Below are 23,117 nucleotides of genomic sequence, written 5' to 3' on the forward strand. Positions count from 1 at the left end.
CCCCATGCGCAGTGCGAGGTTGACATCACCACAACCGGGAGAGCACGACATGCATCCGATCCTGCGCGAAATCCTGATGGAACCCGTCGGCTGGCTGGCCATCGGGGGCAGCATCGTCATGGTGGGAATCAGCGTCTTCGTGGCGCTGTTCGTCCGGCGCAAGGTGCGCGAAGAAGAGAAGAAGCGGCAGCGCTGAGGCGATAACGCGTGCGTGGTGCCCGGAGCCTCAACCGAAAAAACGCCCTAACCTATTGATTCAATAGGTATGTGACTGATCTTGAATGGGTTTTGACTCATGATCTGACACACTTTCGGTGAGTCCTCCCCGCGGCACACCTTACTAATGGAACGGGATCTGGGAGCCTGGGCGCTTGGCCACTCCCAAGATCGCGGGGTGAGTCGCTCTGATCATCGGGGCCGGGCCCCTGCTGGCGACAGTCACCCCGCCCCCCATCGCACGCTCAGGCACTCACGTGTACCGACTCGGAAATGTGGCGCCTCTCTCCGTCCTGTTCTCTACGGCGCCCCCCGTTCCACCCTGTTCTTAGGAGGATTGAGGCGATTTCTTTCCTCCAATTTTTTCGCCCGCCGCTCTATCCACATCCAATTTTGACCGCCAATCCCGGGCAGCGAGATGAAGTCGAATCGTAAAGAGCACACCAGAAGCAACAAAAGATGTGACCGCTATCGTCGCAATGTCCAAGGGCGCCGAATGGTTATGGGGCGGCGCCAGTGCGTTCCTGCCGGGCGTGCTAACAATCTACCTATTCGGCTAAGTGAAACGCATACAGGTCGCGATCGCCGGATATCAGCTCGCTAAATCCCTTCGACACATCGTCCAGATGCGAATAGTTCACCGATAGCCTCGCAGAACAAGAGAACCTCGTAGGATCTTCCGGATTTTCGGTACTAGGTTCGGCCACGAATACACTTAGGCGCAGAGCCCCGAGTTTAGAACACGGCTCAATGATGATACCAACATGCTCTTGAGCAACCTTCTCCTCTTTCGCGTCCCAGTAGCCGCCCGAGAGCCGAGGCAGGTCACCCTCCGATAGGGGGTACTGAGCTAGCGCGGCGATGAATTTTTCCAGCTGGGAGCGAGAGAACCAAGCGCAACCCGATCCAGAAAAATCGCCGACAGAGATGCGAACTCGCAACTCGATTGCACCCTCGTCCTCTTTCGATTCAAATGTAAGAGTGCTCTTCATGGGCTTTTGAATTTTAGCTCGACGTTCTGACCACGAGCATTTGAAAAGTAGTGGATTACCAGCTTCCGCCCCCCCGAACACATATGTGTGTGTTGCATCTTTATCCATGGCCCAGGTCCATAGTGTGCAACCAATCGAGGCGCATCCGCCATACCGTCCATAATCGGAACTCCTGCACCGGCTTTTGCCTCTGCGAGAGCCATTTGTTCGCAGAAGTCGTTCGGCTTAGCATCCTCGATGGCAGGCTTGCAGACTTCCCCCATGCTACCAACTGCGGGAGTGGTGCCGTCGGTAGGATTATCATTGTTCATCCACAAAATGGCGCCAGCTCCTGCCGCCAAGATGCCGTATCCAACCCACTTGGGAAGAGCTGCGTCCGTCGGCTCTGGGATGGCAACATCCGTAGCCATCCAGCTAAGAACACCTCTCGCACCCCATACCAGCGTGTTTAAGCCCAATGGATCAACAAATTGGGATGGACTTGAATTCGCGTAAGCATACGTACTTAAGCCTCCCTCGAGCCCAATCGGATCGCTCTCGATGTACCTGCCCGTGTCTGCTTCGTAGTCACGGAAGTAGTTATAGCTCAGACCCGTCGCGGCATCATGGCGCTGCCCGAGAAAGCGCATGCTGACCGTCAACGGATATCCCTCACCATCTGCGTCTTGCTCCGGAGAAGTGCCGCCGAACACTTCGCCTTTTGAGTTCCAAGTCCATACCGCCACGTTGCGTGCCGGATCGATGACCACTCTTGGCGTTCCAAGGTGATCTGCCTGGATGTACAGAAGCTGCCCACCGTCCAACATGCCGACAGGCATGTCATCCATCCAGATCTTCTGTTGCACCACCACACCCGAACTGCCGTAGTCGCCGAGCCAGCGGCCTGCCTCGTCGTAAAGTGCCTGAGTCTCAGACGCGCCCAGGTGCTTGCGAACCTGCTCGCCGCGCCCGTTGTACGCATACTCCATGGCGAGAACGCCGCCATTGCGGACCTGGCTCATTCGCCCGGCATCGTTGTAGTCGAATACACGGTTAGTGCCGATCGAGAGCGTATTACCCGCCGCATCGTAGGTGCGGTTCTCGCCCGCCACCGAATTCAGGCGATGACTGGTGGACGGATACGCGTAGGCCTTCGTACCGAGTGAGTCGGTGTAGCTGGTGCGGTTGCCCGTCTTGTCGTATGTGTACTGGTCGATGATCGCCTGCGTGGGGGCATCGCGGGTTTCGGTCAGCCGGCCCAGTGCGTCGTAGTCATACTCCATCGGCGGTGGACTGCCGCTGGCCAGACTGGTCAGGTTGCCGACCGCGTCGTAACTGTAGGTCAGGTCCAGACCGCCGGTTCCGCCTTGGATCGAGGTGGGACGGTAGTCCAGGTCCACATTGCGCTGCATGGTGCGGCCATTGCCGTACACCCAACCAGCAATCGGGCCGAACGGGTGGTAAGTAGCCTGATGCAGCAGCACCTCTCTCGCCTGTCCTGGCCGGGTGACACCCACCCCGACGACCTGGCCCTGCATATTCCGGACATAGTCCGCCAACGTGCCATCGGGATAAGTCATGGCCTGCAGCTGGCCACCCTTGGTGTAGGCGTACTGCAGTGTCAGCGCCACGCCATTGGCGGTCTGCACCTTGCGCACCAGCTGGCCGAAACGGTCATGGCAGTACTGGGTCGAGCCGCTGCCATCGACCATCAGCGTCAGCCTCCCGACCGAGAACGTCTCTCCCGCCTGGCAGACCGGCTGCGTGACATCGTACGTGTAGGACACGTTGAGGCTGGTGGTGGGATAGCCCACCTGGGTCAACCGGTTCAGTGCGTCGTACTGGTAAGTGGTGGTGATACCTCGGGCATCGGTCTGGCTGGCGCGGTTGCCGGCGCTGTCGTAGGTGAAGCTGGTGATGCCAGTGTCCGGGCTGCTCAGCTGCACTTGGTCGCCGAACCCGTTATAGGTGTAGGTAGTATCCAACCCCTTGGGGTCGGTGACCTTGATCAGATTGTCGTTGGCGTCGTATGCGAACTTCGTCTCCGCCTCGATCCCGCCCACGTCCTGCAGGGTGCGCTTGAGCCGGTTCAGCGGGTCGTAGTCGTTGCTGGTGACGTGCCCCAGCGCATCGGTGACGGTCTTGCCGTTGCCGCTGGCGTCGTAGGTGAACTCGGTCGGGTTGGCTTGCGCATCGGCCTGCGTGACCAACTGGCCCAGCGTGTTGTAGACGCGTGAAAGCGTGCGCTTGAGCGTGCCGCCAGCGCCCTTGGTCGCCTCGCCGATTCGGTTGCCTGCGCCGTCCAGGGTGTATTCAATTCGGTTGCCGGCGCCGTCGGCGATAGCGGTCAGTCGCTGGGCGTTGTCGTACTCGTAGCTCGTATACACCCCATCCGGGTCGGTGATCTTCTTGACGAGCCCGGTCGGCCAGTACTCATACGAGGTAATACGGTCGTCAACCGACGTCACCCCGCTGACCGTCACCGTCGCCACCCAGCCGCGCGGGTAGTACAGCGTTTCGGTGATCACGCCATTGGAGTCCTTGACCGCCAGCGGACGCCCAGTCGCGTCGTAAGCCAGGACCTCCGTGACGCGGCCCAGCGCGTTAGTGACCTTCCATAGATCGCCCGGACGATAGCCGCAGCCTGACAGCGTGCTGCTGCAGGCCGCACCGATAGTGCCGTAGTAGGTATACGCCGTGGCGTCGGACACGTCAGTGCGTGGCCCATCGACGGACTTAAGCAGTCCAACTCGGGGGCATGCACCCACATCCACATCCGACTGCTCGCAGTAAGCGCGTGTGGTGGTGCGGGTCGCGGTCGTCCCCGGATCGGTGGCGATGGTGGTCAGCAACTGGCCGGTGGCGCTGTAGGTGAGGTCGGTCTGCGAAACGACTTGGCCTGCCGCGTTCAACTTGCGCTGCTGGGCGGGAAGCGCCAGAGTTGGGTGCCAAACGGTCTCCGCGGTGCGCTTGTCGGTGGTACCGAAAGCAGAAGCAACAGAGGTCAACTTGCCGTTGGTATATGTGTAGCGATCTTGGATACCGTTCGGGCCAGTCCGAGTGAGTGTGCGGCCGTAACTATCATAGGTAAACGAGGTGGAGCCCGATGGATCTGAGATCGTCAGAGGCTTCCTGTTTGCATCGCTGTTGTAAACGTACGTGCGCGTTGCGCCGCCATTGGTAAGTACCTGAGCCGTATTGGATGCTGTGTAACTAATCCGTGTGGTATCTACGTTCTGCCCGCTTCCAGCATGTAACGTACTAAGCACAGCGCGCCCGTGCATGTCGTAACCAAAGCTAGCATACCGAGCACCACTCTCGTCGCTAATTCCAGTCAACAGGCCCATATCCCCATTTGTCGCCAGACCAACTTCACCGTAGTGATACAGCCTTTCACTACCGCTCGATGATCTTACTGAGATCAAGTTTCTGCTCTCATCGTATTGATACTGCACGACCTGATCGGGCAACAAAATCTTAGCGAGGAGCCCGCTGGGCGAGTACGTCAGAACTGCCTCGCGACCAGAGGAGTCAACGATCTTCGCCAGTCGAGACGAACTGTCATATTCGAGCGAGACATCCCTCGATGGATGGCTAACGTCTCGCATGGCGGTTAGCAATCCGGTAGAACTATAGAAGGCCGTGTCACCACTTGCGTACGTCAACTTCCACGTTCCATCCGACTGCTTATCGAAGGCGGCGTCACCTAGAGACGGAACCACATACTTGTTGCTACTCACATACACAATCGGAGCGAGCGTACCATCTGGCGCCCAGAGGCTTCTCGTACGCACAAAGGCGCTTGAGAAATTGTGACTCCACCCATTTCCAAGGCGCCCTGTCCTGGGGATGAATTCACGAAGCGAATGATAGTTGCGAACGAAGGGACGCCCTGCGAATACAAAGTCCTGCTCGCTTCTAGACTTGTCGCCAGTTGATGGGTGGCATGGATTCGCATTCGCAGGACACGAAGCGTATTGCTTGGGCTTCTTGACGGTAATAGATCGATTTATATTTATGCGTCTGCACAGCAGTGGATAAATACTCTTATCCAAAGTATCGAAGGATTCCATGCCAGCCGGGCATGTATACTTTGTAAAACGCATGATTGGAATTGATCTAACATACGACTGCCCGCTAGAAAACTGAAAGTTATCCCACTTCAGTACTTGCGGCGTCGATCCTCCATACATGTCTTCACGCATTAGCCCGTACGAATAAGATCCGTTGGCGAAGTGGAATGGCTCATCGTGATCGCCCTCGAGTCGCGGATTGCTATTCACCTGCTGCGTCCAACCTGAACCAGTCACGACACCAGGCTTGACTGCCGAGACGATGTAGTTTTCCACCATCTCATTCTTGTCGGAACACCTATATTCGATCGCCGAGCCTGGGCAATACTGAGTTACATCGTAGCCATTCCAGAGCTGATAGGTTGGAGGGAAGATAGTACTGGGCGGCTGATTTCTTACGTTGTAGATCGCTTGGTAGCCAGCACTATTCTCGGAAAAAAAGTCCAGGAATAGAAATGCTCCAACATCTGGAGTAGCCGCTCTAAGGGCATCCTCGGCTGCTTTCCAGCTTGAGTAGCAGCCGCCAGTATTCGGGCAGTAGACCGCCTCTGGCGTCACCCCTCCTGTCGGATCCTCCACCGTAATCGCTTGCGCGCGAGCTGCGCCCACTACACCCAACATCGCGATTACCGCGACATGAAAGAGTCCTTTCAAGATCCTTCCCCCAAGCCCAATGGCTTTGTATGTCAAAGCGCGCGACACCCAACCACGCACAACGGATTCAACGCTACACGCTGAAGCGCCGATCTGGAATACGGTGGCCCATGTAAGTATGTTTACGTGAGTTCTCGCAATCGCGCGTCAGCCGGCGCAAGCGGATCGGGACTTACGACGCAGCGGACTTCTACCCTGCCACCTTGCCGCATAGCGCTAAGTTCGCATTCACCGATGACAAGTGGCTTGCAACTACCGCAGTATCGAGTAAGCCATTTCCCAGCGCTCCACCAGCACTCTCCGTGAATCTCCGTCACCCTGCTCAGAGTACGCGCACGACGCGGCCGAGCGAGCGAATTAGCTAAGGCTTGACCTTCTGGCGCGCCTTTGATTCAGCAAAAGCCATCGTCTTGGAGAATGCGCATAGAAGCGCTGAGCAGTGATAAATCCCCTTGTCCAAGACGAACTCTGGACATCGAGGGAGCGCATTGTGGTGCCCGGAGCCGGAATCGAACCGGCATGGCCTTGCGGCCGGCGGATTTTAAGTCCGATGCGTCTACCAGTTTCGCCATCCGGGCCCGGGGATAGCCTGCCTCACTGAGGCCGCCTTGGAAAGCGGCGTGCATGCGAATGCCAGGAACGACGAAGCCCCGCGGGCGGGGCTTCGTGCGTGCTCGACGAGGAGCATGTATGGAGCGGGAAAAGGGACTCGAACCCTCGACCCCGACCTTGGCAAGGTCGTGCTCTACCAACTGAGCTATTCCCGCATCGAAAGACCATCGCGGTCCTTCTGGTTTGGAGGCCTGGGTCGGAATTGAACCGGCGTACGCGGATTTGCAGTCCGCTGCATGACCACTCTGCCACCAGGCCGATGGCGACCGCGCCAGACTGGCGCAATCAAGGCACGTTTTCAAGGCGCCCTACAACACAAAACCCCGCGAACGGGGTTTTGTGGACCGTCCCTCTCAGGACGAAAAACTGGAGCGGGAAAAGGGACTCGAACCCTCGACCCCGACCTTGGCAAGGTCGTGCTCTACCAACTGAGCTATTCCCGCGTCGAGAGAGACGAAATTGTAGCGTCTTGTTCCGGCATGTCAACAGGCTTCCTGTCGCCGTCGCGAAGGATCGGCCATGCCGCGATCAGGTACTGGATGCCCGACCACAGCGTCAGCAACGCAGCGATGGCCAGCAGCCAGTCGCCCAGCAGGAACACCCAGCGCCCCATCCAGATCTCGGCCAGCACCTGCTTGCCCGGCGTCGAGGCGTACAGCAGGCAGGACAATGCCACCATCTGCACGATGGTCTTGATCTTGCCCAGCGCGGCGACCTTCACCGTGGCGCGCTGGCCCAGTTCCGCCATCCATTCGCGCAACGCGGACACCGCGATCTCCCGACCCACGATGACCGCGGCCCAGATGGCCATCCACATGGTCGGGGTGTCCTGCACGATCAGGAACAGCGACACCGCCACCATCAGCTTGTCGGCCACCGGGTCCAGGAAGGCGCCGAAGGCGGAATACAGGTGGTAACGCCGGGCGATCCAGCCATCCAGCCAGTCGGTGACCGCCGCGAGCACGAAGATGAAGGCCGCCGCGAAGTTGGTCCACGAGTACGGCAGGTAGAACACCAGCACGAGCACGGGGATCAGCACGATCCGCAGCAACGTGAGCCAGGTGGGAACAGTCAACTTCATCGCAGGCTTACTCGTTTCCTGCCTCGGGGGACGGCAGCCCGTGCAGGTTAGCGTAGATTCGCTCGGCCAGTGCGGCGTTCACCCCGTCGACGCGGGCGATCTCGTCGGCACCGGCGGCCTTCAGCCCTGCCAGCCCGCCGAAGTGCTTGAGCAGGCTCGCGCGCCGGCGCGGACCGATGCCGGGAATGTCCTCCAGCTTGCTGGTCATGCGCGCCTTCTGCCGCTTGCCACGATGCCCGGTGATGGCGAACCGGTGCGCCTCGTCGCGCACTTGCTGGATCAGCTGCAGGGCCGGCGACGCGGCACCCGGCCGCAATTCGCGGCCATCGGGCAGGACCAGCGCCTCGTGCCCCGCACGCCGTTCGACTCCCTTGGCCACACCGACAAGCGTGACGCCATCCACGCCCAGGTCCGCGAGCGCGGACTGCGCCTGCGCGAGTTGTCCCGCGCCACCGTCGATCAGCAGCACGTCCGGCAACACGCCGCCTTCTTCCACCGCGCGCCGGAAGCGCCGCTCGATGGCCTGGTGCATGGCGGCGAAATCGTCGCCGGGCGTGATCCCGGTGATGTTGTAGCGACGATACTGCGAACGTACCGCGCCGGCGGCGTCGAACACGACGCAGGACGCGACCGTCGCTTCGCCCATGGTGTGGCTGATGTCGAAGCACTCGATGCGCTTGGCGACCTCGGGCAGTCCCAGCAGTTCCTTCAGCGCCTCGCTGCGTGCGGTCTGCGCGTTCCGGCTGCCGAGTTCGGTCACCAGCGCGATCTCCGCATTGCGCCGCGCCAGGTCCAGGTAGCCCGCGCGTTCGCTGCGGACGCTCCACTTCAGCTGCACCTTGCGACCGGCCGCGGCCGCCAGTGCATGTTCGATCAGCTCCGCCTCGGGGATCTCGCGGTCCAGCACGATCTCCTGCGGTGCCGGCTGCTCGGCGTAGTACTGCGACACGAAGGCACCCAGCACTTCGGCGGCGGAGTCCTCGCCGTTGGTCTTCGGGAAGAACGTGCGCGTGCCGAGGTTGCGACCATCGCGGAAGGCCAGCAACAGCACGCACGCCTGGCTGCCCTGCATCGCACAGGCCAGCACGTCGAGGTCGGCGGCGTGTCCGTCCACGTACTGGCGCGCCTGCAGCGTGCGGATCGAAGCCACCAGATCGCGCAGCCGCGCCGCCTGCTCGAACTCCAGGTTCGCGCTGGCCTGCTCCATCGCGCTGCCCAGTTCGCGCGTCAGTTCGTCGCTGCGGCCGTCGAGGAACAACGTCGCGCGCCGCGCCGCTTCCGCGTAGTCCGCCTCCTCCACCAGTCCGACGCACGGCGCGCTGCAGCGGCCGATCTGGTACTGCAGGCAAGGCCGCGACCGGTTGCGGAAGACGCTGTCCTCGCAATTGCGGATGCGGAACAGCTTCTGCATCAGGTTCAGGGTTTCGCGAACCGCGCCGGCGCTGGGATACGGACCGAAGTAGCGCCCGGGCACTGCGCGCGCGCCACGATGGAATGCGATGCGCGGCCACGCCTCGCGCGTGAGCAGCACGTACGGATAGCTCTTGTCGTCGCGCAGCAGCACGTTGTAGCGCGGCGTCAGCGACTTGATCAGCTGGTTCTCCAGCAGCAGCGCCTCCGCTTCGGTGCGCGTGACCGTCACGTCCATGCGCGCGACCTGGGTCAGCATGGACAGGGTCCGCGGCGACTTGGGCGAGTTGCTGAAATAGCTGGCCACGCGCTTGCGCAGCGCGCCGGCCTTGCCGACGTAGAGCAGCGTATCGTCGGCCGCGTACATGCGGTACACGCCGGGTGCCGTGCTCAAGCCGGCGGCGAATGCCTTGCCGTCGAATTCCGCCTGGGGACTGCCGCTCATTCGTCGATCGGGACGTGGCTCAGTTCGCCGGTGGCGATATCGTAACGGAGCACCGCGTGGGCATCGGTTTCCGCGATCCACACGGCACCTGCCGCCACCGACAGGCCGGCCGGTCCCTGCAGGCGTCGTGGCAGCGAGACCGTGGTCAGTTCGCCGCCGCCCAATCGCAGCGTACGCAGCGTGCCGTTGCCGCTGTCGGCGATCCACATGACCGGCGCATCGGGGCTCAGCGCCACCGCCTGCGGGTGCTGCAGGCGGGCGCGGTCGCGCGGACCGTCCTCGTCGCCGAAGCTCCAGGCGCCCTGGCCGACCAGCGTCTGCACGGTATCGCCACGCAGCTGCAGGGAGCGCACGGCCGAACCCAGGGCATCGCAGACGTACAGGGTCTGCAGGACCGCGGCCAGTCCCACGGGCTGCGCGAACGCCGCCATCGGACCGCTGCCATCGCGGACATCCAGTTGGCCCGACCCGGCGCGCGCGCGGATCTCGCGCGTTCCCAGGTCGTAGCTCCAAATCCGGTTGTCGCCGGCCATGGCCAGGAAGATCTGGTTGTTGTTCACCACCAGCGCCTGCGGCTGGTTGAGCGCCACGTCCCGCGCGGCGCCGACCACGCCCTCGGTCGGATCGCCCGCGCGGCCGTTGCCGCACAGCGTGTCCACCGTGCTGGTCGGCAGGTTGATGCGGCGGAGCGCGTGGTTGCCGGTATCCGCGACGTAAAGCGACTCGCGCACCAGCGCCAGGCCCTGCGGGCGACGGAATGCGGCGTGGTTCAACTCGCCATCGGCGAAGTCCGGCGTACCCATGCCGAACTGGCGGATGACCCGACCATGATGGTTGCACTCCAGCACCCGGTGGTGGCCGCTGTCGGCGACGAACAGCCGGTCCGGCGTGGCCACCACTCCGGTCGGAAAGCACAACGGCATCCGGGGCTCGGGGTGGGCGTCCCGGAACACCCGCAGGTCATCGTCCGGCGGCACATGCAGGCCATCGCACAGGCGTGCGATCTGCCGCTCCAGGTCCGCCAGCCCTTCTGCCCCCATCGCACGGTGGCGCACGTGGCCTTCGCCATCGATCAGCAGCACCGTTGGCCAGGCGTCGACGCCATAGCGCTGCCAGGCGACCCAATCCGCGTCGTGCGCCACCGGCAGCGAAACACCGTGGCGGCGCAGGCGCTTCACCGCGCTCTGCGGGTCCCGCTCGCTATCGAAACGGGGTACGTTGATCGCCAAGGCCTGCAGCCGCCCCAGGTAACGCGCCTGCAGGACCGCCAGGTCGTTGAGCCGTTGCGCGCACCAGGCGGAGGCACTGTTGACGAACGCGAGGGCCACGATGCGGCCGCGCTGCTCGTGCAGCGAGGTCGCGGGCGCGTTCAGCCATTGCAGGCCTCGCGGCAGTTCGGGAGCCAGGGTGGTGTCGTTCATCCGCTTCGATTATGCCCCAGTCTCAGTTGGCGGCGAGTCGGGCCACGACCGCCTGTGCCGCCGAATCGACCAGTCGCCAGACCTGCTGGAAGTCTTCCGGCCCGCCCGTGTAGGGATCGGGCACCTCGCCTGCGGCTTCCAGGCCGGCCCACTCCAGCAGCAGCACGACGCGTCCCCGGGCCGCGGCCGGGGCCATGCGCAGGACATCGCGGAGATTGGCCCGGTCGGCGCACAGGATCCAGTCGAAGGTGTCGAAGTCGTCCGCCGTCACCTGGCGTGCCCGCTGTCCGCCGATGTCGACGCCGTGTCCGCGTGCGCAGGCGATCGCGCGCCGATCGGGGGGCTCGCCGGCATGCCAGCCGCCGGTGCCCGCGGAATCGACCCGCACGCGCCCGGCCAGCGCGGAGGCCTCAAGACGCGCGCGCAACGCTCCTTCGGCCATCGGTGACCGGCAGATGTTGCCCAGGCACACGACCAGCAGGTTCACGCCTGCGCCTGCAGGATGGCCTCGGCACGCGCGAGATCTTCGGGTGTGTCGACGCCGGGTGGAAAGGGTTCCGGCGTCAGCGCGACGGCGATGCGGTGCCCCGCCTCCAGCACCCGCAACTGTTCCAGCGACTCGACCTGCTCGAGCCGGCCCGGCGGCATTGCCGAGAAGCGACGCAGGAATCCCGCGCGGTAGGCGTAGATGCCGATGTGCCGCAGCCATGCGCCCGGCGGCAGCACGTCGCGCGACCGGGCGAACGCGTCGCGGTCCCACGGAATGGGCGCGCGGCTGAAATACAAAGCATCGCCATTGGCTGCGCGCACCAGCTTGACCGCATTCGGGTCGAACAGCGTCGCCGCATCGTCGACGGGCACGGCCAGCGTCGCCATGTCCGCGCCGCTCGTAGCCAGCGCATCGGCCACGGCACGGATGCCGGCCGGTGGCGCGAACGGTTCGTCGCCCTGCAGGTTAACCACCAGCGCATCATCGGCCCAGCCGGCGATGTCGGCGCACTCGGCGAGCCGGTCGCTGCCCGACGCGTGGCGCTCGGACGTCATCGCGACCAGAACCTCGGTGCCCTGCAACGCCTCGCGTATGCGGGCGTCATCGGTGGCTACCCACACCTCGCGCGCGCCGGCGGCCAGCGCACGACGGGCGACATGCACGACCAGCGGCGTGCCGCCTAGCAGTCGCAAGGGTTTTCCCGGCAGCCGTGAGGCCGCATAGCGAGCGGGAATGGCGACGATGAAATCGGTCATCGGAATCCGGAGCGGGTCGGGAGAGGACTTCTATTCTGCGGCCGCATTGGCAGCGGGCGCGAGTCGTTCCAGCAGGGCTATCCAGAACGCCTCCGGCAGTTTCGCAACGACCGGCACGCTGTAGAACCATGCGTTGGCGAACGTCGCGCACTTCACGGCGTCCTTTTCGGTCATCAGCACCGGCAGTTCGCTGCCGAACGAGAAATCCTCGGCCTGGTACGCATGGTGGTCCGCGAACGCATGCGGCACCACGCCCAGGCCTTTCGCGCGCAGCATGGCGAAGAAACGGCCTGGATTGCCGATGCCGGCCACCGCATGCACGCGCTGGCCGACGAAGGCAGACAACGGCTTCGGCCGGCCACCGCGCAAGGGCAGCGCATCGTCCGCCTGCAAATGCATGGGCCATTCGCCGAAAGCGGCACCCGACTGTGCATCGGGAAGGTTGACGACGCGGAACGCGCACGCCGCCGCGCGCTCGACCGGCTCGCGCAACGGACCGGCAGGCATCAGGCGGCCGTTGCCGTAGCGGCGCGCGCCGTCGATCACTTCGATCTCCACGTCACGCTGCAGGCGATAGTGCTGCAGACCGTCGTCGCAGATGACCAGGTCGCAGCCCGCGGCCACCAGTGCCCTGGCGGCGGCGACGCGATCACGATCCACGCGCACGCGGGTACCGGTATGTCGGGCGATGAGGACGGGTTCGTCGCCGCCGTCGGCCGGCGGCGTGGCGGCGTCGACCCACCGGGCCTGGCCGTCGTCGTCGCGGCCGTAGCCGCGGCTGGCCACACCCGGCCTGAACCCGGCCGCGCGCAGCCGCTCGACCAGCGCGATGGTCAGGGGTGTCTTGCCAGTGCCGCCGGCCGTGATGTTGCCCACCACGATGACCGGAACGCCGACGCGGTGCCGGCGCAACACGCCCAGCCCGTACAGGCGTGCCCGCGCCGCGACCAGCGCGCCGTAGACGGCCGCCAGTGCACGCGCCCACAGCGGCACCGTGCCGTCGCCGAACCAGTACGCGGGAGGTTGCGGCATCGCGCGCCTGCTCACCCCGCCTCGCCCTCGCGGAACTGCATCTGGTAGAGGTGAGCGTACAGGCCGCCATGCGCGAGCAGTTCGGCATGGGTGCCCTGCTCCACCAGACGCCCCTGGTCCAGCACCAACACCTGGTCTGCATGCTCGATGGTCGACAGGCGGTGCGCGATGACGAGCGTGGTGCGGTCCGGCATCAGCTTCTGCAGCGCGTTCTGCACCAGGCGCTCGGACTCGTTGTCGAGCGCTGCGGTCGCTTCGTCGAGGATGAGGATCGGCGCGTCCTTCAGCATCGCGCGTGCGATCGCCAGGCGCTGGCGCTGCCCGCCCGACAGGCGTCCGCCCTTGTTGCCGATCGGCGCCTGCATGCCTTCGGGCAGCTCGTGCACGAACTCCATCGCGTTGGCGCCGCGCACAGCATCCTCCATCGCCGCGGCATCCGCGCCCTGCAGTTCGCCATAGGCGACGTTCGCGGCCACCGTGCCATCGAACAGCATCACCTGCTGGCCGACGAGCGCGATCTGACGGCGCAGGTCGGCCAGCCGGTAGTCCTGCAGGGGATGGCCATCGAGCAGGATCTGGCCGGACTCGGCCTCGTAGAACCGCGGGATCAGCTTGATGAGGGTCGACTTCCCGCTGCCGGAGCGTCCCACGATGGCGGTCACCGTGCCAGGGCGCGCAGTGAAGCTGATGCCCTCCAGCGCAGGCCGGCTCTGGCCCGGATAGCGGGTGGTGATGTCGCGGAACTCGACCACGCCGCTGGCACGGTCCAGCGGACGCCGGCCATGGTCCTGTTCGTCCTCGGCATCGAGCACGGCGAACAGGCGCTGTGCGGAGGCCACGCCCCGCTGCAGCATGTTCTGCACGTTGGTCAGCTGCTTCAGCGCCGGGATGATGGCCATCATCGACACCATCAGCGAAACGAAGCCGCCCGCCGTCAGGCGTCCCGCCATCGCCTCGCGCCCGGCGAAGAACAGCAGCAGCGCCAGTCCCACCGCACCCATCAGCTGCACCATGGCCGACGAGATGCTGCGGGTCGCCTCCACCTTCATGGCCAGCCGCAGGTTGGTGTCCGCCAGCCCGGCATAGCGCGCCAGTTCGTTCTGCTGGGCGCCGTAGATCTTCACTTCCTGCTGGTTGGACAGCGTCTGGTCGGCGGCCTGCATCATCTGCGCACCGCTTTCCTGGATGCGGTGGCTGATGCGGCGATACCGCTTGGCCACCGTATCCATCATCCAGGCCAGCGGCGGCGCCATCAGCAGGATGGCGATCGTCACCTGCCAACTGGTGTACAGCATCACCGCTAGCATGGCGATGACCTGCAACGACTGCTGCACCATCACCTTCATCGCATCTACGGCGGCCTGGGCCACCTGGTCGCTGTCCGATCCCAGGCGGACCAGCATCGAGGGCACCGGTTCGGTGTCGAAGCGCAGGCCCGGCAGGCGCAGGTACTTGCCCAGGACATCGACCCGGAAATCGCGGGCGATGCTACGCGCCGCCTTGCCCATGCCCATGTCGGTGATGTAGCCCGCCAGCCCGCGGATCACGAACAGACCCACGATGTAGGCCGGCAACAGCAGGCTTTTCGCCTCGTCGCGCTTGATGAAGGTCTCGTCGACCACGCTCTCCATCAGCTTGGCGAACGCGCCGCCGGCACCGGCTTCCAGCAGCATGCCGATCGCCGCCAGCAGCAGTAGGCCCCGATAGGGAGTGGCGAAGCCGAGCAGCCGCTTGTAGACCTGCCAGGGCGAATCGGTTCCGCTCACTTCTGCGCCTCCGGCGCACTGGCGATGTTGATCCGGCGGAAGCCCAGCTGGCCGAGCGCGTCCAGTGCGGTCACCACCGCCTGGTGCGGCGTGCGTGCGTCGGCACGCAACAGCACGGGGCGGCTGCGGTCGCTGCCGGCCACCTGCTGCAGGGTCTGCTTGAGCGCGTCGATGTCGGGACGGATGACCTCGTGCTCGTCGACGAAATAGCGTCCGTCGGCGTTGACCAGCACGCTGAGGGCCTTCACCTGTGCGGCGACCGGTTCGCCCGCCGCGCTAGGCAACTGCAGTTGCAGCATCGAGCGGGCATCGAAGGTGGTGGTGATGACGAAGAAGATGATCAGCACCAGGATCACGTCGATCAACGGCACCAGGTTGATCTCGGGCTCTTCCTGCGAGCGGTCGTCGCGGATGCGCATGCGCGGGCCTCAGGCGCTCGTCGGTGCTGTGGCCGGCGCGACCGCGCCGCCCGACCGGACGACCGCGCGCGGGTGGCGCGCCTCCAGCGCATCGACCAGGGCGGTGGCCTCCTTCTCCATCTCGATCACGTAGCCGGTGACCTTGCCCCGGAAATAGCGATGGAACAGCAGCGCAGGGATGGCGACGATCATGCCGGCCGCCGCGCACACGAGCGCCTTGCCGATACCGCCCGCCAGCGCATTGACATCGCCGACGCCGCTGTCCTGGATGCCGAGGAACATCTGGATCATGCCGACCACCGTTCCCAGCAGGCCGAGCAGCGGGCCTGCGGACGCAATGCTGCCGAGCGCGTTGAGGAACTTCTCCATCCGGTGGACCACGTGGCGGCCGGTGTCCTCGATCCGCTCGCGGATCTGGTCGCGCGGCTTGCTGCGCACGTCCAGCGCCGCCGCCAGCAGTTCACCCAGCGGGGAGTTGCGCCGAAGCGATTCCACGTGCGCGGCCTCGAGCTGGCCCCGCGCGGCCCAGGCACGGACTTCCTCGCCCAGTCCGGGCGGCAGGATCTCCTTGCGGCGCAACGACCAGAAGCGCTCCACCACTATGGCCAGGGCCAGCACGCCGAGCAGCAGCAGCGGGATCATCGGCCAACCGCCGGCCTTCACCAGTTCCAGCACGTTCAGTCCTCCGGCGCATCCGGCCGTCCTTCTTCCAGCCGATAGGATAGCCCACCGGCCTGCCGCCGCCGTACGGCGTCCCACCAGCGTGGTCGCGCGTGACGCCGTTCACGCAGCTGCAGCCCGCCCTTGCCCAGCCACACGCGCAGGGCTCCGCCCGTCTGGGTATCGACGACCTCCGCCCCCTGGGTGCGCCAGCGCGCCACCACCCCGGCCCGCGGGTGGCCGAACCGATTGCCGGCCCCACTGGCATTCAGTGCAAGCCGCGGCGAGGTGGCGGCGATGAAGGCCGGATCCGACGACCCCGCGCTGCCATGGTGCGGCAGCACGACGACGTCGGCGCGCAATCCGGCGGCATCGCGATGGACCAGGCTCCGCTCGACGATGGCGCCGATATCGCCCGGCAGCAGCGCGCTCCCGTGCGCGGTCTCCACCTTCAGCACGCAACTCGATTCATTGCCCAGATAAGGGAAATGCAGACCCGGGTGCAGGAAGCGGAAATGCACGCCGTCCCACGTCCACGACGCGCCGGCGAGACAGGCCGCGCTGGCGTCCACGCCGCTGCCAGGAGGCGCCAGCACGACGTTTACCGGCAGGCTGTCGCGCACGGCGTCGACCCCTCCGGCATGGTCGTTGTCCGCATGGCTGACCACCAGCGCATGCAGGCGCGGCACCCCCAGCGCTCGCAGGGCCGGCACCACCGCACGTTCGCCGGCATCGAATCCCTCCTCCACCGCCGGACCGGCATCGAACAGCAGCGCATGGTTCGCCGTGCGTACCAGCGCGGAGAGTCCCTGTCCCACGTCGATCACGACCAGCTCCACCTCGCCCGCGCCGGGCCGTTCGCTATCCGGCCACAGCAACGGCAGCCACAACAGCACCGCCAGCCATTTTCCCGGCACACCGCGGGGCAGTAACAACCAGAATCCGCCGATCAACGCCAGCCACAGCGTCCACGCGGGGCTTTCCGGCAACCACCACAACGCGCGGGGATGCGCGGCCACCCGCTCGAACCATCCCCAGCTCGGTTCGAAGCAGGTCGCCGCCAACCTCCAGGCCCATCCACCGGCACCCGCGTGCAGCACCTCCAGTGCCGTCCCGAGCAGGGCCAGCGGCACGACGACCAGACTCCACCAGGGAATCGCCAGGAGGTTCGCCAGCGGACCCGCGAGCGAGGCCTGGCCGAACAGCACGACGGTGAACGGCAACAGGCCGATCGTCGCGACGCCCTGTGCCGGCAGGAAGGCTTTCGCCCAGTGCATCGATGCCGGCAGGCACCAGGCCAGCCACGCAACGCCGCCGAAACTCAGCCAGAAGCCCGCCGCGAGCAGCGACAGCGGATCGCACAGCAGCACTGCCCACATCGCCAGCGCCAGCAAGTCGACGACCCGCACGTGGCGTCTTGCCACGCGCGCCAGCACCACTACGCCGATCATCAATACCGTGCGCACCGTCGGCAGGGCGAATCCGGCCACGGCGGCATACGCCAGCGCACCGGCCAATGCCGCCGCACCCGCGGCCTGTGGGCGCGGAACGCGACGGGCCAGCGCGGGAAACACCCACCACGCTCCTGCGGCCACCAGCGCGCAGGCGCCGGCCACCATGCCGACATGGAAGCCCGAGATCGCGATGAGATGCGTCAGCCCGGCAGCCCGCAGCACCTGCCAGTCGTGGTCATCCAGCCCCTGCGTGTCGCCCAGTGCCAGTGCCTGCACGAAACGCGCCATGCGGTCCGGCACGGCGGCAGCGATGCGCGCGGACATGCGGCTGCGCCAGGCATCGATGCCGCGCCCCGGCGACAGCCGACGCGCCGTACCGGGGTCGCGCACGTAGCCCATCGCGCTGATGCGCTGCGCCGCGGCGTAACGCTCGGTGTCCACCCCGCCCGGGTTCGCCAGCCCACGCGGCGCACGCACGCGGATCCGCAGATGCCAGCGTTCGCCAGCCCCCATCTGCATGCGCGCACCGGGTGCGGTGGCCCCGAAGTCGTCGTACCACGAAAGCCGCAACAGGCGACCCCGCAACGGGGCCGGTTGATGCGCATCGGCGTCGACCCGCAACAGGAAGCGGGTTCGTCGCGCGCCGGGCTCGGGCAGGCCCATGACCCGCCCGGAGACCTCCACCTCCCTGCCCTCCCACGCCACCGGGAGCTGCACACCCAGGCTCCACGTGGCATGCAGGCCCGCCCATGCCGCACCCGCGAGCAGCGCGCCCGCCCAGCGCCAGCGCCAGCGCCATGCGGCGCACCAGCCTGCGGCGCCTGCGGCGAGTCCCAGCCAGAGCATGGCCACCGCCGGCAGGGTCGGCTGCCACAGCATGCCCACCATGCCGAGCAGGAGCGCCGCCACGCATGCCAACCCGGCCGGCGCCGGAACGGGTGCGTCCGTCCGCCCCATCTCAGCGATCCAGCGGACTGAGCACCGCGCCCGCGCCGCGGTTGAGCACGTGCGTGTAGATCTGCGTGGTGGCGACATCCTTGTGCCCCAGCAGCTCCTGCACGGTGCGGATGTCGTAGCCGCTTTCGATCAGGTGGGTGGCGAACGAATGGCGCAGCGTATGCGCGCTCACCGGCTTGACGATGGCCGCCGCCACCCGCGCACGCTTCAGCGCACGCGACAGCATGGCCTCGTCGATGTGGTGCCGTCGCCAACGGCCATCGCGCGGATCCAGGCTGATGGCGCGCGCGGGAAACGCGTATTGCCAGCCGAGCTCGCGCGCCGCGTTCGGATACTTGCGCGACAACGCATGCGGCAGCCACACCTCGCCGGCGCCGCGCGCGAGATCCTGCGCATGCAGTGCCTGGACCCGCTCCACCTCCGCCTGCAATGCCGGCACCAGCGACGCCGGCAACACCGTCCGCCTGTCCTTGCCGCCCTTGCCCTCGCGCACGGTGATCTCGTTGCGGGCGAAGTCCACGTCCTTCACCCGCAAGCGAACCCCTTCCATCAGTCGCATGCCGCTGCCGTACAAAAGCCGCGCCAGCACCGCCATGCGGCCATCCATGTGCGCGAGCAAGGCACGCACCTCGGTTAGCGACAGTACGGTCGGCACCCGCTGCGGTCGCTTGGCGCGCACCACATCCTCCATCCACGCCAGCTTCAGCCCCAACACCTCGCGATAGAGGAACAGGACCGCCGACAGCGCCTGGTTCTGCGTACTCGCAGCCACATTGCCCTCGACCGCCAGCTGCGTCAGGAACGCCTCGACCTGCACCACCCCCAGCTCCCGCGGGTGACGCTTGCCATTGGCAGCAATGAACCGGCGTATCCACCCGACGTACGCCCGCTCCGTGCGTATGCTGTAGTGACCCACCCGAAGCCGGCGCTCCACCTCCTCCAACAAACCCCGCCGGGCCGCCGACGCCCCATCCGATACCGCCCCGTCCTCAGGCTGATATTCCATTGCGATCGCATTCCATGCGGATAACGCTGCCAGCGTCGCAGGCAGTTCGAATCGACACCATCAGCCAAGCCGTTGAACGGACGTAAGGAAAGCCTGATTGACGCTGTGTGGAGGAGCCTGAATACTCGGCGCTATTACCCCGGAATGGGGTCTACTAGGTGTTAGGCCAATGAAGAGACTCTTTCTTTACTTGACTCGGTTGGCCACGATCATCATGGCAATGGCGGCAGTTGTTCTGTCACTCCCTCCAATTGCGAGCCTGTACTTCATCCTGTTCGAGGGAGCCCAGCCCGGAGACAGTCTTTCTCCAGACGCCTTTGTGCTTCCGCTGCACCTGTCGCTAGCCTTGCTTGCTCTTTTCGTCGGCTTGCTCTGGGGTGCTTACGTGGCTGATCGCTTTGCGGTTTCAAGACTGCGAGCATTGGCCTAACAAATCATTCAAGCCGAACCCGCTTCGCGGGTCGGCTTAATTCTGGTGTTATGCGTGGGTTGGCGTATTGATGTTGTCGGCTTCGGGGACGCACTGAGTTCGGCTACATCCTGGGCTTCGGCGTTGGTCGCGCGTTGACTCATCCGGACCACTGGCGTTTCCGCACATCGCTTCACTCGGCTTCGGATACACCCCGTTCGCGCCGCTCGGCACAGGAGGACTTCATGGCTTACGGATTCGCGGCGCTGTCGGCTTCGGCCTCGGCTGGCCTCGACCTGCTCCGTGCTGGCGGATGCTTTGTCCGTGCTCCCCACTCGGCCCACCCCGTTGCGGGTCGCGGGCTTCGGGTTTACCTTGGCGCGCATAACAAGTCATTCAAGCCGAACCCGCTTCGCGGGTCGGCTTAATTCCGGTGTTAGGCCGCATGTCGAATGATTCGCTAATTCTCAGAATGGAGTCTGCGCTTTCTGCCGCTCGATCAAAGGACGGAGATCTCAATTCACTCGCCCAAGCCATTCGCGATAACGGTCGAGCCTTAGAGCGTATGCCGTATTCCCTAGTCACGGAGATGGAGCGTCTGGCCTCGAACTTGGAGATTGCGGCTTGGCAAGACGAGGATGGCTTTCAGTCGGAGGTTGGGCCTATCCTTGCTCAAGTTGACGACTGGCTGGGCAAGCTCCCACGGGATGCGGCCTAACAATTCATTCAAGCCGAACCCGCTTCGCGGGTCGGCTTAATTCCGGTGTTAGGCCGCATGGATACAAGTTCACAACCCTGGCAAATGATTCTGGATGGTGTGCGCTCCATGCCCGCATCGCAAACAGCGTTGGTCGTGCTTTTCTTTGCCTTCGTAATTCTTGCGGGCAATGGCGTGTTTGCACTTCATTACCGCCGCGTTGGCAAGCCAATCTTTAGGTCACTCATCAACCCAGCCAGCTTTCCAATCTCTGACTTCAACCTCCGAGAGTGGCTGCTGCTGGCGGCAGTCTTTGCCGTTTCTATGCTGCTGGCAGTACTGGCCGCACATGCTGCATAGTCGGCTGCGGCCTAACAATTCATTCAAGCCGAACCCGCTTCGCGGGTCGGCTTAATTCCGGTGTTAGGCCTCTCAAGATATGAACTCGTACCCGACAGAGATTGATCTCCTTGCGGCATTGGATCGCTCTGATCATCTTGTGCGTGAGTGCGCTGCAGGACACATGTCGTTTGCTGACTTCTGCGCTGAGTACGACAACTTCTATTGGTCGTTCGCCTTAGATGGCCACGAGTCGGATCAGGCAGGTCAGATCTTGCTAGCCAAGTACGCTGCGCGCGTCGCGCTCCATCAGACAGTGGCGGTGACCATTCTTGCCAAGGCCTGCTCGGACGCGGACGCGGCAAAAGAGAGCTATCGCGCGGCCGGCCGCTTCGGCTCCACAGAGGCGGTCTCAAGGCTTAAGCTTGTGGTGGCGGGCCTTCCCGGCGGAGAGGCCTAACAATTCATTCAAGCCGAACCCGCTTCGCGGGTCGGCTTAATTCTGGTGTTAGGCCGCAGGGGATAAATGTGCGGGATATCGACGTAATCATTGCTCAGCTGCATCTTGCACATCCGGACATGTCGGCAGCGCAACTGGCCGTCTTACATCCTGGGGCTGACGACGATGGCTTGTGGCTCTTCCGCCATCCGACTACTGACATTGAGGTGCAAATTGAGTCTAGTACCGGTAACTGTCCGTTCTTGCTGGAAAGCTCAGGGTCGTCTGGTCAGCTCACCGCGAGCAGTGTTGAGCAGGCCGTTGCATTGGTGGTCGCTGGGCTTGGCATTTCCGGGCCAGCGGCCTAACAATTCATTCAAGCCGAACCCGCTTCGCGGGTCGGCTTAACTCCGGTGTTAGGCATTGCATCAACTATGACCGCGAGCTTTGAAGAATGGAGAGCGGAGCTTCTGCACGTAGGCAACATCGTGCAGGACGGAGATGACTCGATTGGATGGAGCGAAAGACAAGCTCGTTTCAATCGCTACGTTGAGATGCTCGATGCACTCAAGGGATCGGAAGGATTTGAGTATGTCCTCGCAGTGTTTGAATCGTTAAAGGCAGAGAATGACTACGGCGCTTACCAAATAGCCGACCGAGCCGCGTGGCGGTTTGGTGAAATTTCGTACTGCACAGCCCTAATCAACGAGCTTCCTCGACTAATTGAGGGCCTGCCGGATCGTGCCGGAGATCTCGTTGGCTCAATCGCCAACGCGTACGGCACAAAAGATGAGTCGATAATCCGAGTCTTCAACCAGCTTCTTTCAGAGGTTTCCCCTGCTGACAAGCACGATATCGATGGATTCATTCGACAAGAAGAGGGGCCTACCGGCTGGCTACGCGATCGAGCTGGCGTCCTAGGCAGCAATGCCTAACAATTCATTCAAGCCGAACCCGCTTCGCGGGTCGGCTTAATTCTGGTGTTAGGCCGCAGGAGCAGCATGTACCGGCTCACAAAGCTTTGGTTCGCCTTCTCTGATTTGCTCGCGTGGGCTCTGCTCGCTTTCTCTCTGGTTGGCGCCATCGTTTTCCCGTTCGTCGGCCCCATCTACGCGCGCATGGCCCAGCAGTCCATCACAACTTTCACCATCATTGGCACCTGTGCCATCTGGTTGATCGTAGCTGCAGGCGCTTACGCCATCACGCGCCGCAAAGCGCTAGGGCTGGTCCTCGTTTTGGCGCCTGCCATTGTTTCAGCCATCTCGGGCCAGATAGCGTTTGCTCTAGCGTTTGCTGTAGCGTGGGCGGTAGCGTTTGTAACCCCTTTTCTTCTCGCATTCTTTCAAGCTCGTTTGGCGGCAACATCCAAGCCAGCGGCCTAACAAATCATTCAAGCCGAACCCGCTTCGCGGGTCGGCTTAATTCCGGTGTTAGGCGTCATGGAGAAGCAGCCTCGCATGCGTAAGCTTAGCGACCCGGAGTTTCAGCGTACCCTCACTCTAGAACAGGCGTACATGCTGCTTATTCAATTTGTCGAGCAATACAATGCTCGCGGCGAGAGCAGCACGCTGGACTTGCTTGGAGACCTTTCTTTGACCGTCTGGGGCGATGGCGGTAGCGGGGATCCAGCTCAACTTTCGGACTTCCTTAGTGTTGCAGAGCGGGTGTTGGGGCCGGTCGGCCATGACGCCTAACAATTCATTCAAGCCGAACCGGTAGTTCCTACGGTTTAGTGGACACCTTGACCTAACCCTCAGGAGTGTCCCCATGCCAAAGCCGGGCCCCAGAACCACCCATCGCTACAGCAATGC

At 64.0% G+C, this 23,117-nt stretch carries 18 protein-coding genes, 4 tRNA genes and 1 pseudogene; 6 read left to right on the plus strand and 17 right to left on the minus strand.

What is annotated here, in order from left to right:
* The first annotated feature begins 49 nt into the window (after window positions 1-49).
* On the plus strand, window positions 50-196 hold the full coding sequence (locus tag CYU89_RS11800; RefSeq protein ID WP_296281243.1) for a hypothetical protein: 147 nt from the start codon (window positions 50-52) through the stop codon (window positions 194-196).
* Between the two features lie 568 nt (window positions 197-764).
* On the opposite strand, the gene CYU89_RS11805 is transcribed toward CYU89_RS11800, so the two are convergent.
* The 17 genes and pseudogenes from CYU89_RS11805 to CYU89_RS11885 all read right to left on the minus strand — a co-directional run bounded on the left by CYU89_RS11805 (window position 765) and on the right by CYU89_RS11885 (window position 19,422).
* Window positions 765-1,208 (minus strand): hypothetical protein, encoded by a 444-nt coding sequence (locus CYU89_RS11805; protein WP_296281245.1) that lies wholly within the window; start codon window positions 1,206-1,208, stop codon window positions 765-767.
* Window positions 1,205-5,914: an RHS repeat-associated core domain-containing protein gene (locus tag CYU89_RS11810; protein WP_296281247.1), complete on the minus strand. Its 4,710-nt coding sequence runs from the start codon at window positions 5,912-5,914 to the stop codon at window positions 1,205-1,207. Before CYU89_RS11810 ends, CYU89_RS11805 begins: the two co-directional genes overlap by 4 nt.
* Window positions 5,915-6,405: 491 nt before the next feature.
* Window positions 6,406-6,492: transfer RNA gene (locus tag CYU89_RS11815), tRNA-Leu, on the minus strand.
* 113 nt (window positions 6,493-6,605) lie between these two features.
* Window positions 6,606-6,681 (minus strand) — tRNA-Gly (locus CYU89_RS11820).
* A gap of 29 nt (window positions 6,682-6,710) precedes the next feature.
* Window positions 6,711-6,784, minus strand: a tRNA-Cys gene (locus tag CYU89_RS11825).
* Between the two features lie 109 nt (window positions 6,785-6,893).
* Window positions 6,894-6,969, minus strand: a tRNA-Gly gene (locus tag CYU89_RS11830).
* Window positions 6,960-7,607 (minus strand): CDP-diacylglycerol--glycerol-3-phosphate 3-phosphatidyltransferase, encoded by a 648-nt coding sequence (gene pgsA / locus CYU89_RS11835; protein WP_296281249.1) that lies wholly within the window; start codon window positions 7,605-7,607, stop codon window positions 6,960-6,962. Before pgsA ends, CYU89_RS11830 begins: the two co-directional genes overlap by 10 nt.
* A gap of 7 nt (window positions 7,608-7,614) precedes the next feature.
* Complete coding sequence (gene uvrC / locus CYU89_RS11840; protein WP_296281251.1) at window positions 7,615-9,462, minus strand: excinuclease ABC subunit UvrC; 1,848 nt, start codon at window positions 9,460-9,462, stop codon at window positions 7,615-7,617.
* Entirely contained in the window at window positions 9,459-10,883 is a 1,425-nt protein-coding gene (locus CYU89_RS11845) for a redoxin domain-containing protein (protein ID WP_296281253.1), read from the minus strand. The genes uvrC and CYU89_RS11845 overlap by 4 nt, the downstream gene beginning before the upstream one ends.
* Before the next feature lie 22 nt (window positions 10,884-10,905).
* Window positions 10,906-11,370, minus strand: coding sequence for a low molecular weight protein-tyrosine-phosphatase (locus tag CYU89_RS11850; protein WP_296281255.1), 465 nt, complete (start codon window positions 11,368-11,370; stop codon window positions 10,906-10,908).
* Window positions 11,367-12,128 carry a 3-deoxy-manno-octulosonate cytidylyltransferase gene (gene kdsB, locus CYU89_RS11855; RefSeq protein ID WP_296281257.1) on the minus strand — a complete coding sequence of 254 codons (762 nt, stop codon included), beginning with the start codon at window positions 12,126-12,128 and terminating at the stop codon, window positions 11,367-11,369. The genes CYU89_RS11850 and kdsB overlap by 4 nt, the downstream gene beginning before the upstream one ends.
* Window positions 12,129-12,158: 30 nt before the next feature.
* Window positions 12,159-13,175 carry a tetraacyldisaccharide 4'-kinase gene (gene lpxK, locus CYU89_RS11860; RefSeq protein WP_296281259.1) on the minus strand — a complete coding sequence of 339 codons (1,017 nt, stop codon included), beginning with the start codon at window positions 13,173-13,175 and terminating at the stop codon, window positions 12,159-12,161.
* Complete coding sequence (gene msbA, locus CYU89_RS11865; RefSeq protein ID WP_296281260.1) at window positions 13,172-14,926, minus strand: lipid A export permease/ATP-binding protein MsbA; 1,755 nt, start codon at window positions 14,924-14,926, stop codon at window positions 13,172-13,174. Before msbA ends, lpxK begins: the two co-directional genes overlap by 4 nt.
* Window positions 14,923-15,345, minus strand: a complete 423-nt coding sequence (locus CYU89_RS11870) for a biopolymer transporter ExbD (RefSeq protein ID WP_296281261.1) — start codon at window positions 15,343-15,345, stop codon at window positions 14,923-14,925. The genes msbA and CYU89_RS11870 overlap by 4 nt, the downstream gene beginning before the upstream one ends.
* Before the next feature lie 9 nt (window positions 15,346-15,354).
* A complete protein-coding gene (locus CYU89_RS11875; RefSeq protein ID WP_296281263.1) occupies window positions 15,355-16,020 on the minus strand; it encodes a MotA/TolQ/ExbB proton channel family protein in 666 nt (221 codons plus the stop codon).
* Window positions 15,986-18,416: pseudogene (locus CYU89_RS11880) on the minus strand (DNA internalization-related competence protein ComEC/Rec2); the annotation flags it as partial. The gene CYU89_RS11875 and the pseudogene CYU89_RS11880, both read right to left, overlap by 35 nt.
* 1 nt (window position 18,417) lies before the next feature.
* Window positions 18,418-19,422: an integron integrase gene (locus CYU89_RS11885; RefSeq protein WP_296281265.1), complete on the minus strand. Its 1,005-nt coding sequence runs from the start codon at window positions 19,420-19,422 to the stop codon at window positions 18,418-18,420.
* A gap of 1,184 nt (window positions 19,423-20,606) precedes the next feature.
* Between CYU89_RS11885 and CYU89_RS11890 the strand changes: the two genes are divergently transcribed.
* From CYU89_RS11890 to CYU89_RS11910, 5 genes are all read left to right on the plus strand, one after another.
* The gene (locus tag CYU89_RS11890) at window positions 20,607-20,888 is read left to right on the plus strand and encodes a hypothetical protein (RefSeq protein WP_296281267.1); all 282 of its coding nucleotides are present in this window, start codon (window positions 20,607-20,609) and stop codon (window positions 20,886-20,888) included.
* 163 nt (window positions 20,889-21,051) lie between these two features.
* Window positions 21,052-21,327, plus strand: coding sequence for a hypothetical protein (locus tag CYU89_RS11895; protein WP_296281269.1), 276 nt, complete (start codon window positions 21,052-21,054; stop codon window positions 21,325-21,327).
* 413 nt (window positions 21,328-21,740) lie between these two features.
* A complete protein-coding gene (locus CYU89_RS11900) occupies window positions 21,741-22,241 on the plus strand; it encodes a hypothetical protein (RefSeq protein WP_296281273.1) in 501 nt (166 codons plus the stop codon).
* A gap of 66 nt (window positions 22,242-22,307) precedes the next feature.
* The gene (locus tag CYU89_RS11905) at window positions 22,308-22,688 is read left to right on the plus strand and encodes a hypothetical protein (RefSeq protein ID WP_296281275.1); all 381 of its coding nucleotides are present in this window, start codon (window positions 22,308-22,310) and stop codon (window positions 22,686-22,688) included.
* A gap of 75 nt (window positions 22,689-22,763) precedes the next feature.
* Window positions 22,764-23,000 (plus strand): hypothetical protein, encoded by a 237-nt coding sequence (locus CYU89_RS11910; RefSeq protein ID WP_142126313.1) that lies wholly within the window; start codon window positions 22,764-22,766, stop codon window positions 22,998-23,000.
* Window positions 23,001-23,117: the final 117 nt, after the last annotated feature.

It is taken from the genome of Pseudoxanthomonas sp., assembly GCF_002863005.1.
Lineage (GTDB): Bacteria > Pseudomonadota > Gammaproteobacteria > Xanthomonadales > Xanthomonadaceae > Pseudoxanthomonas_A.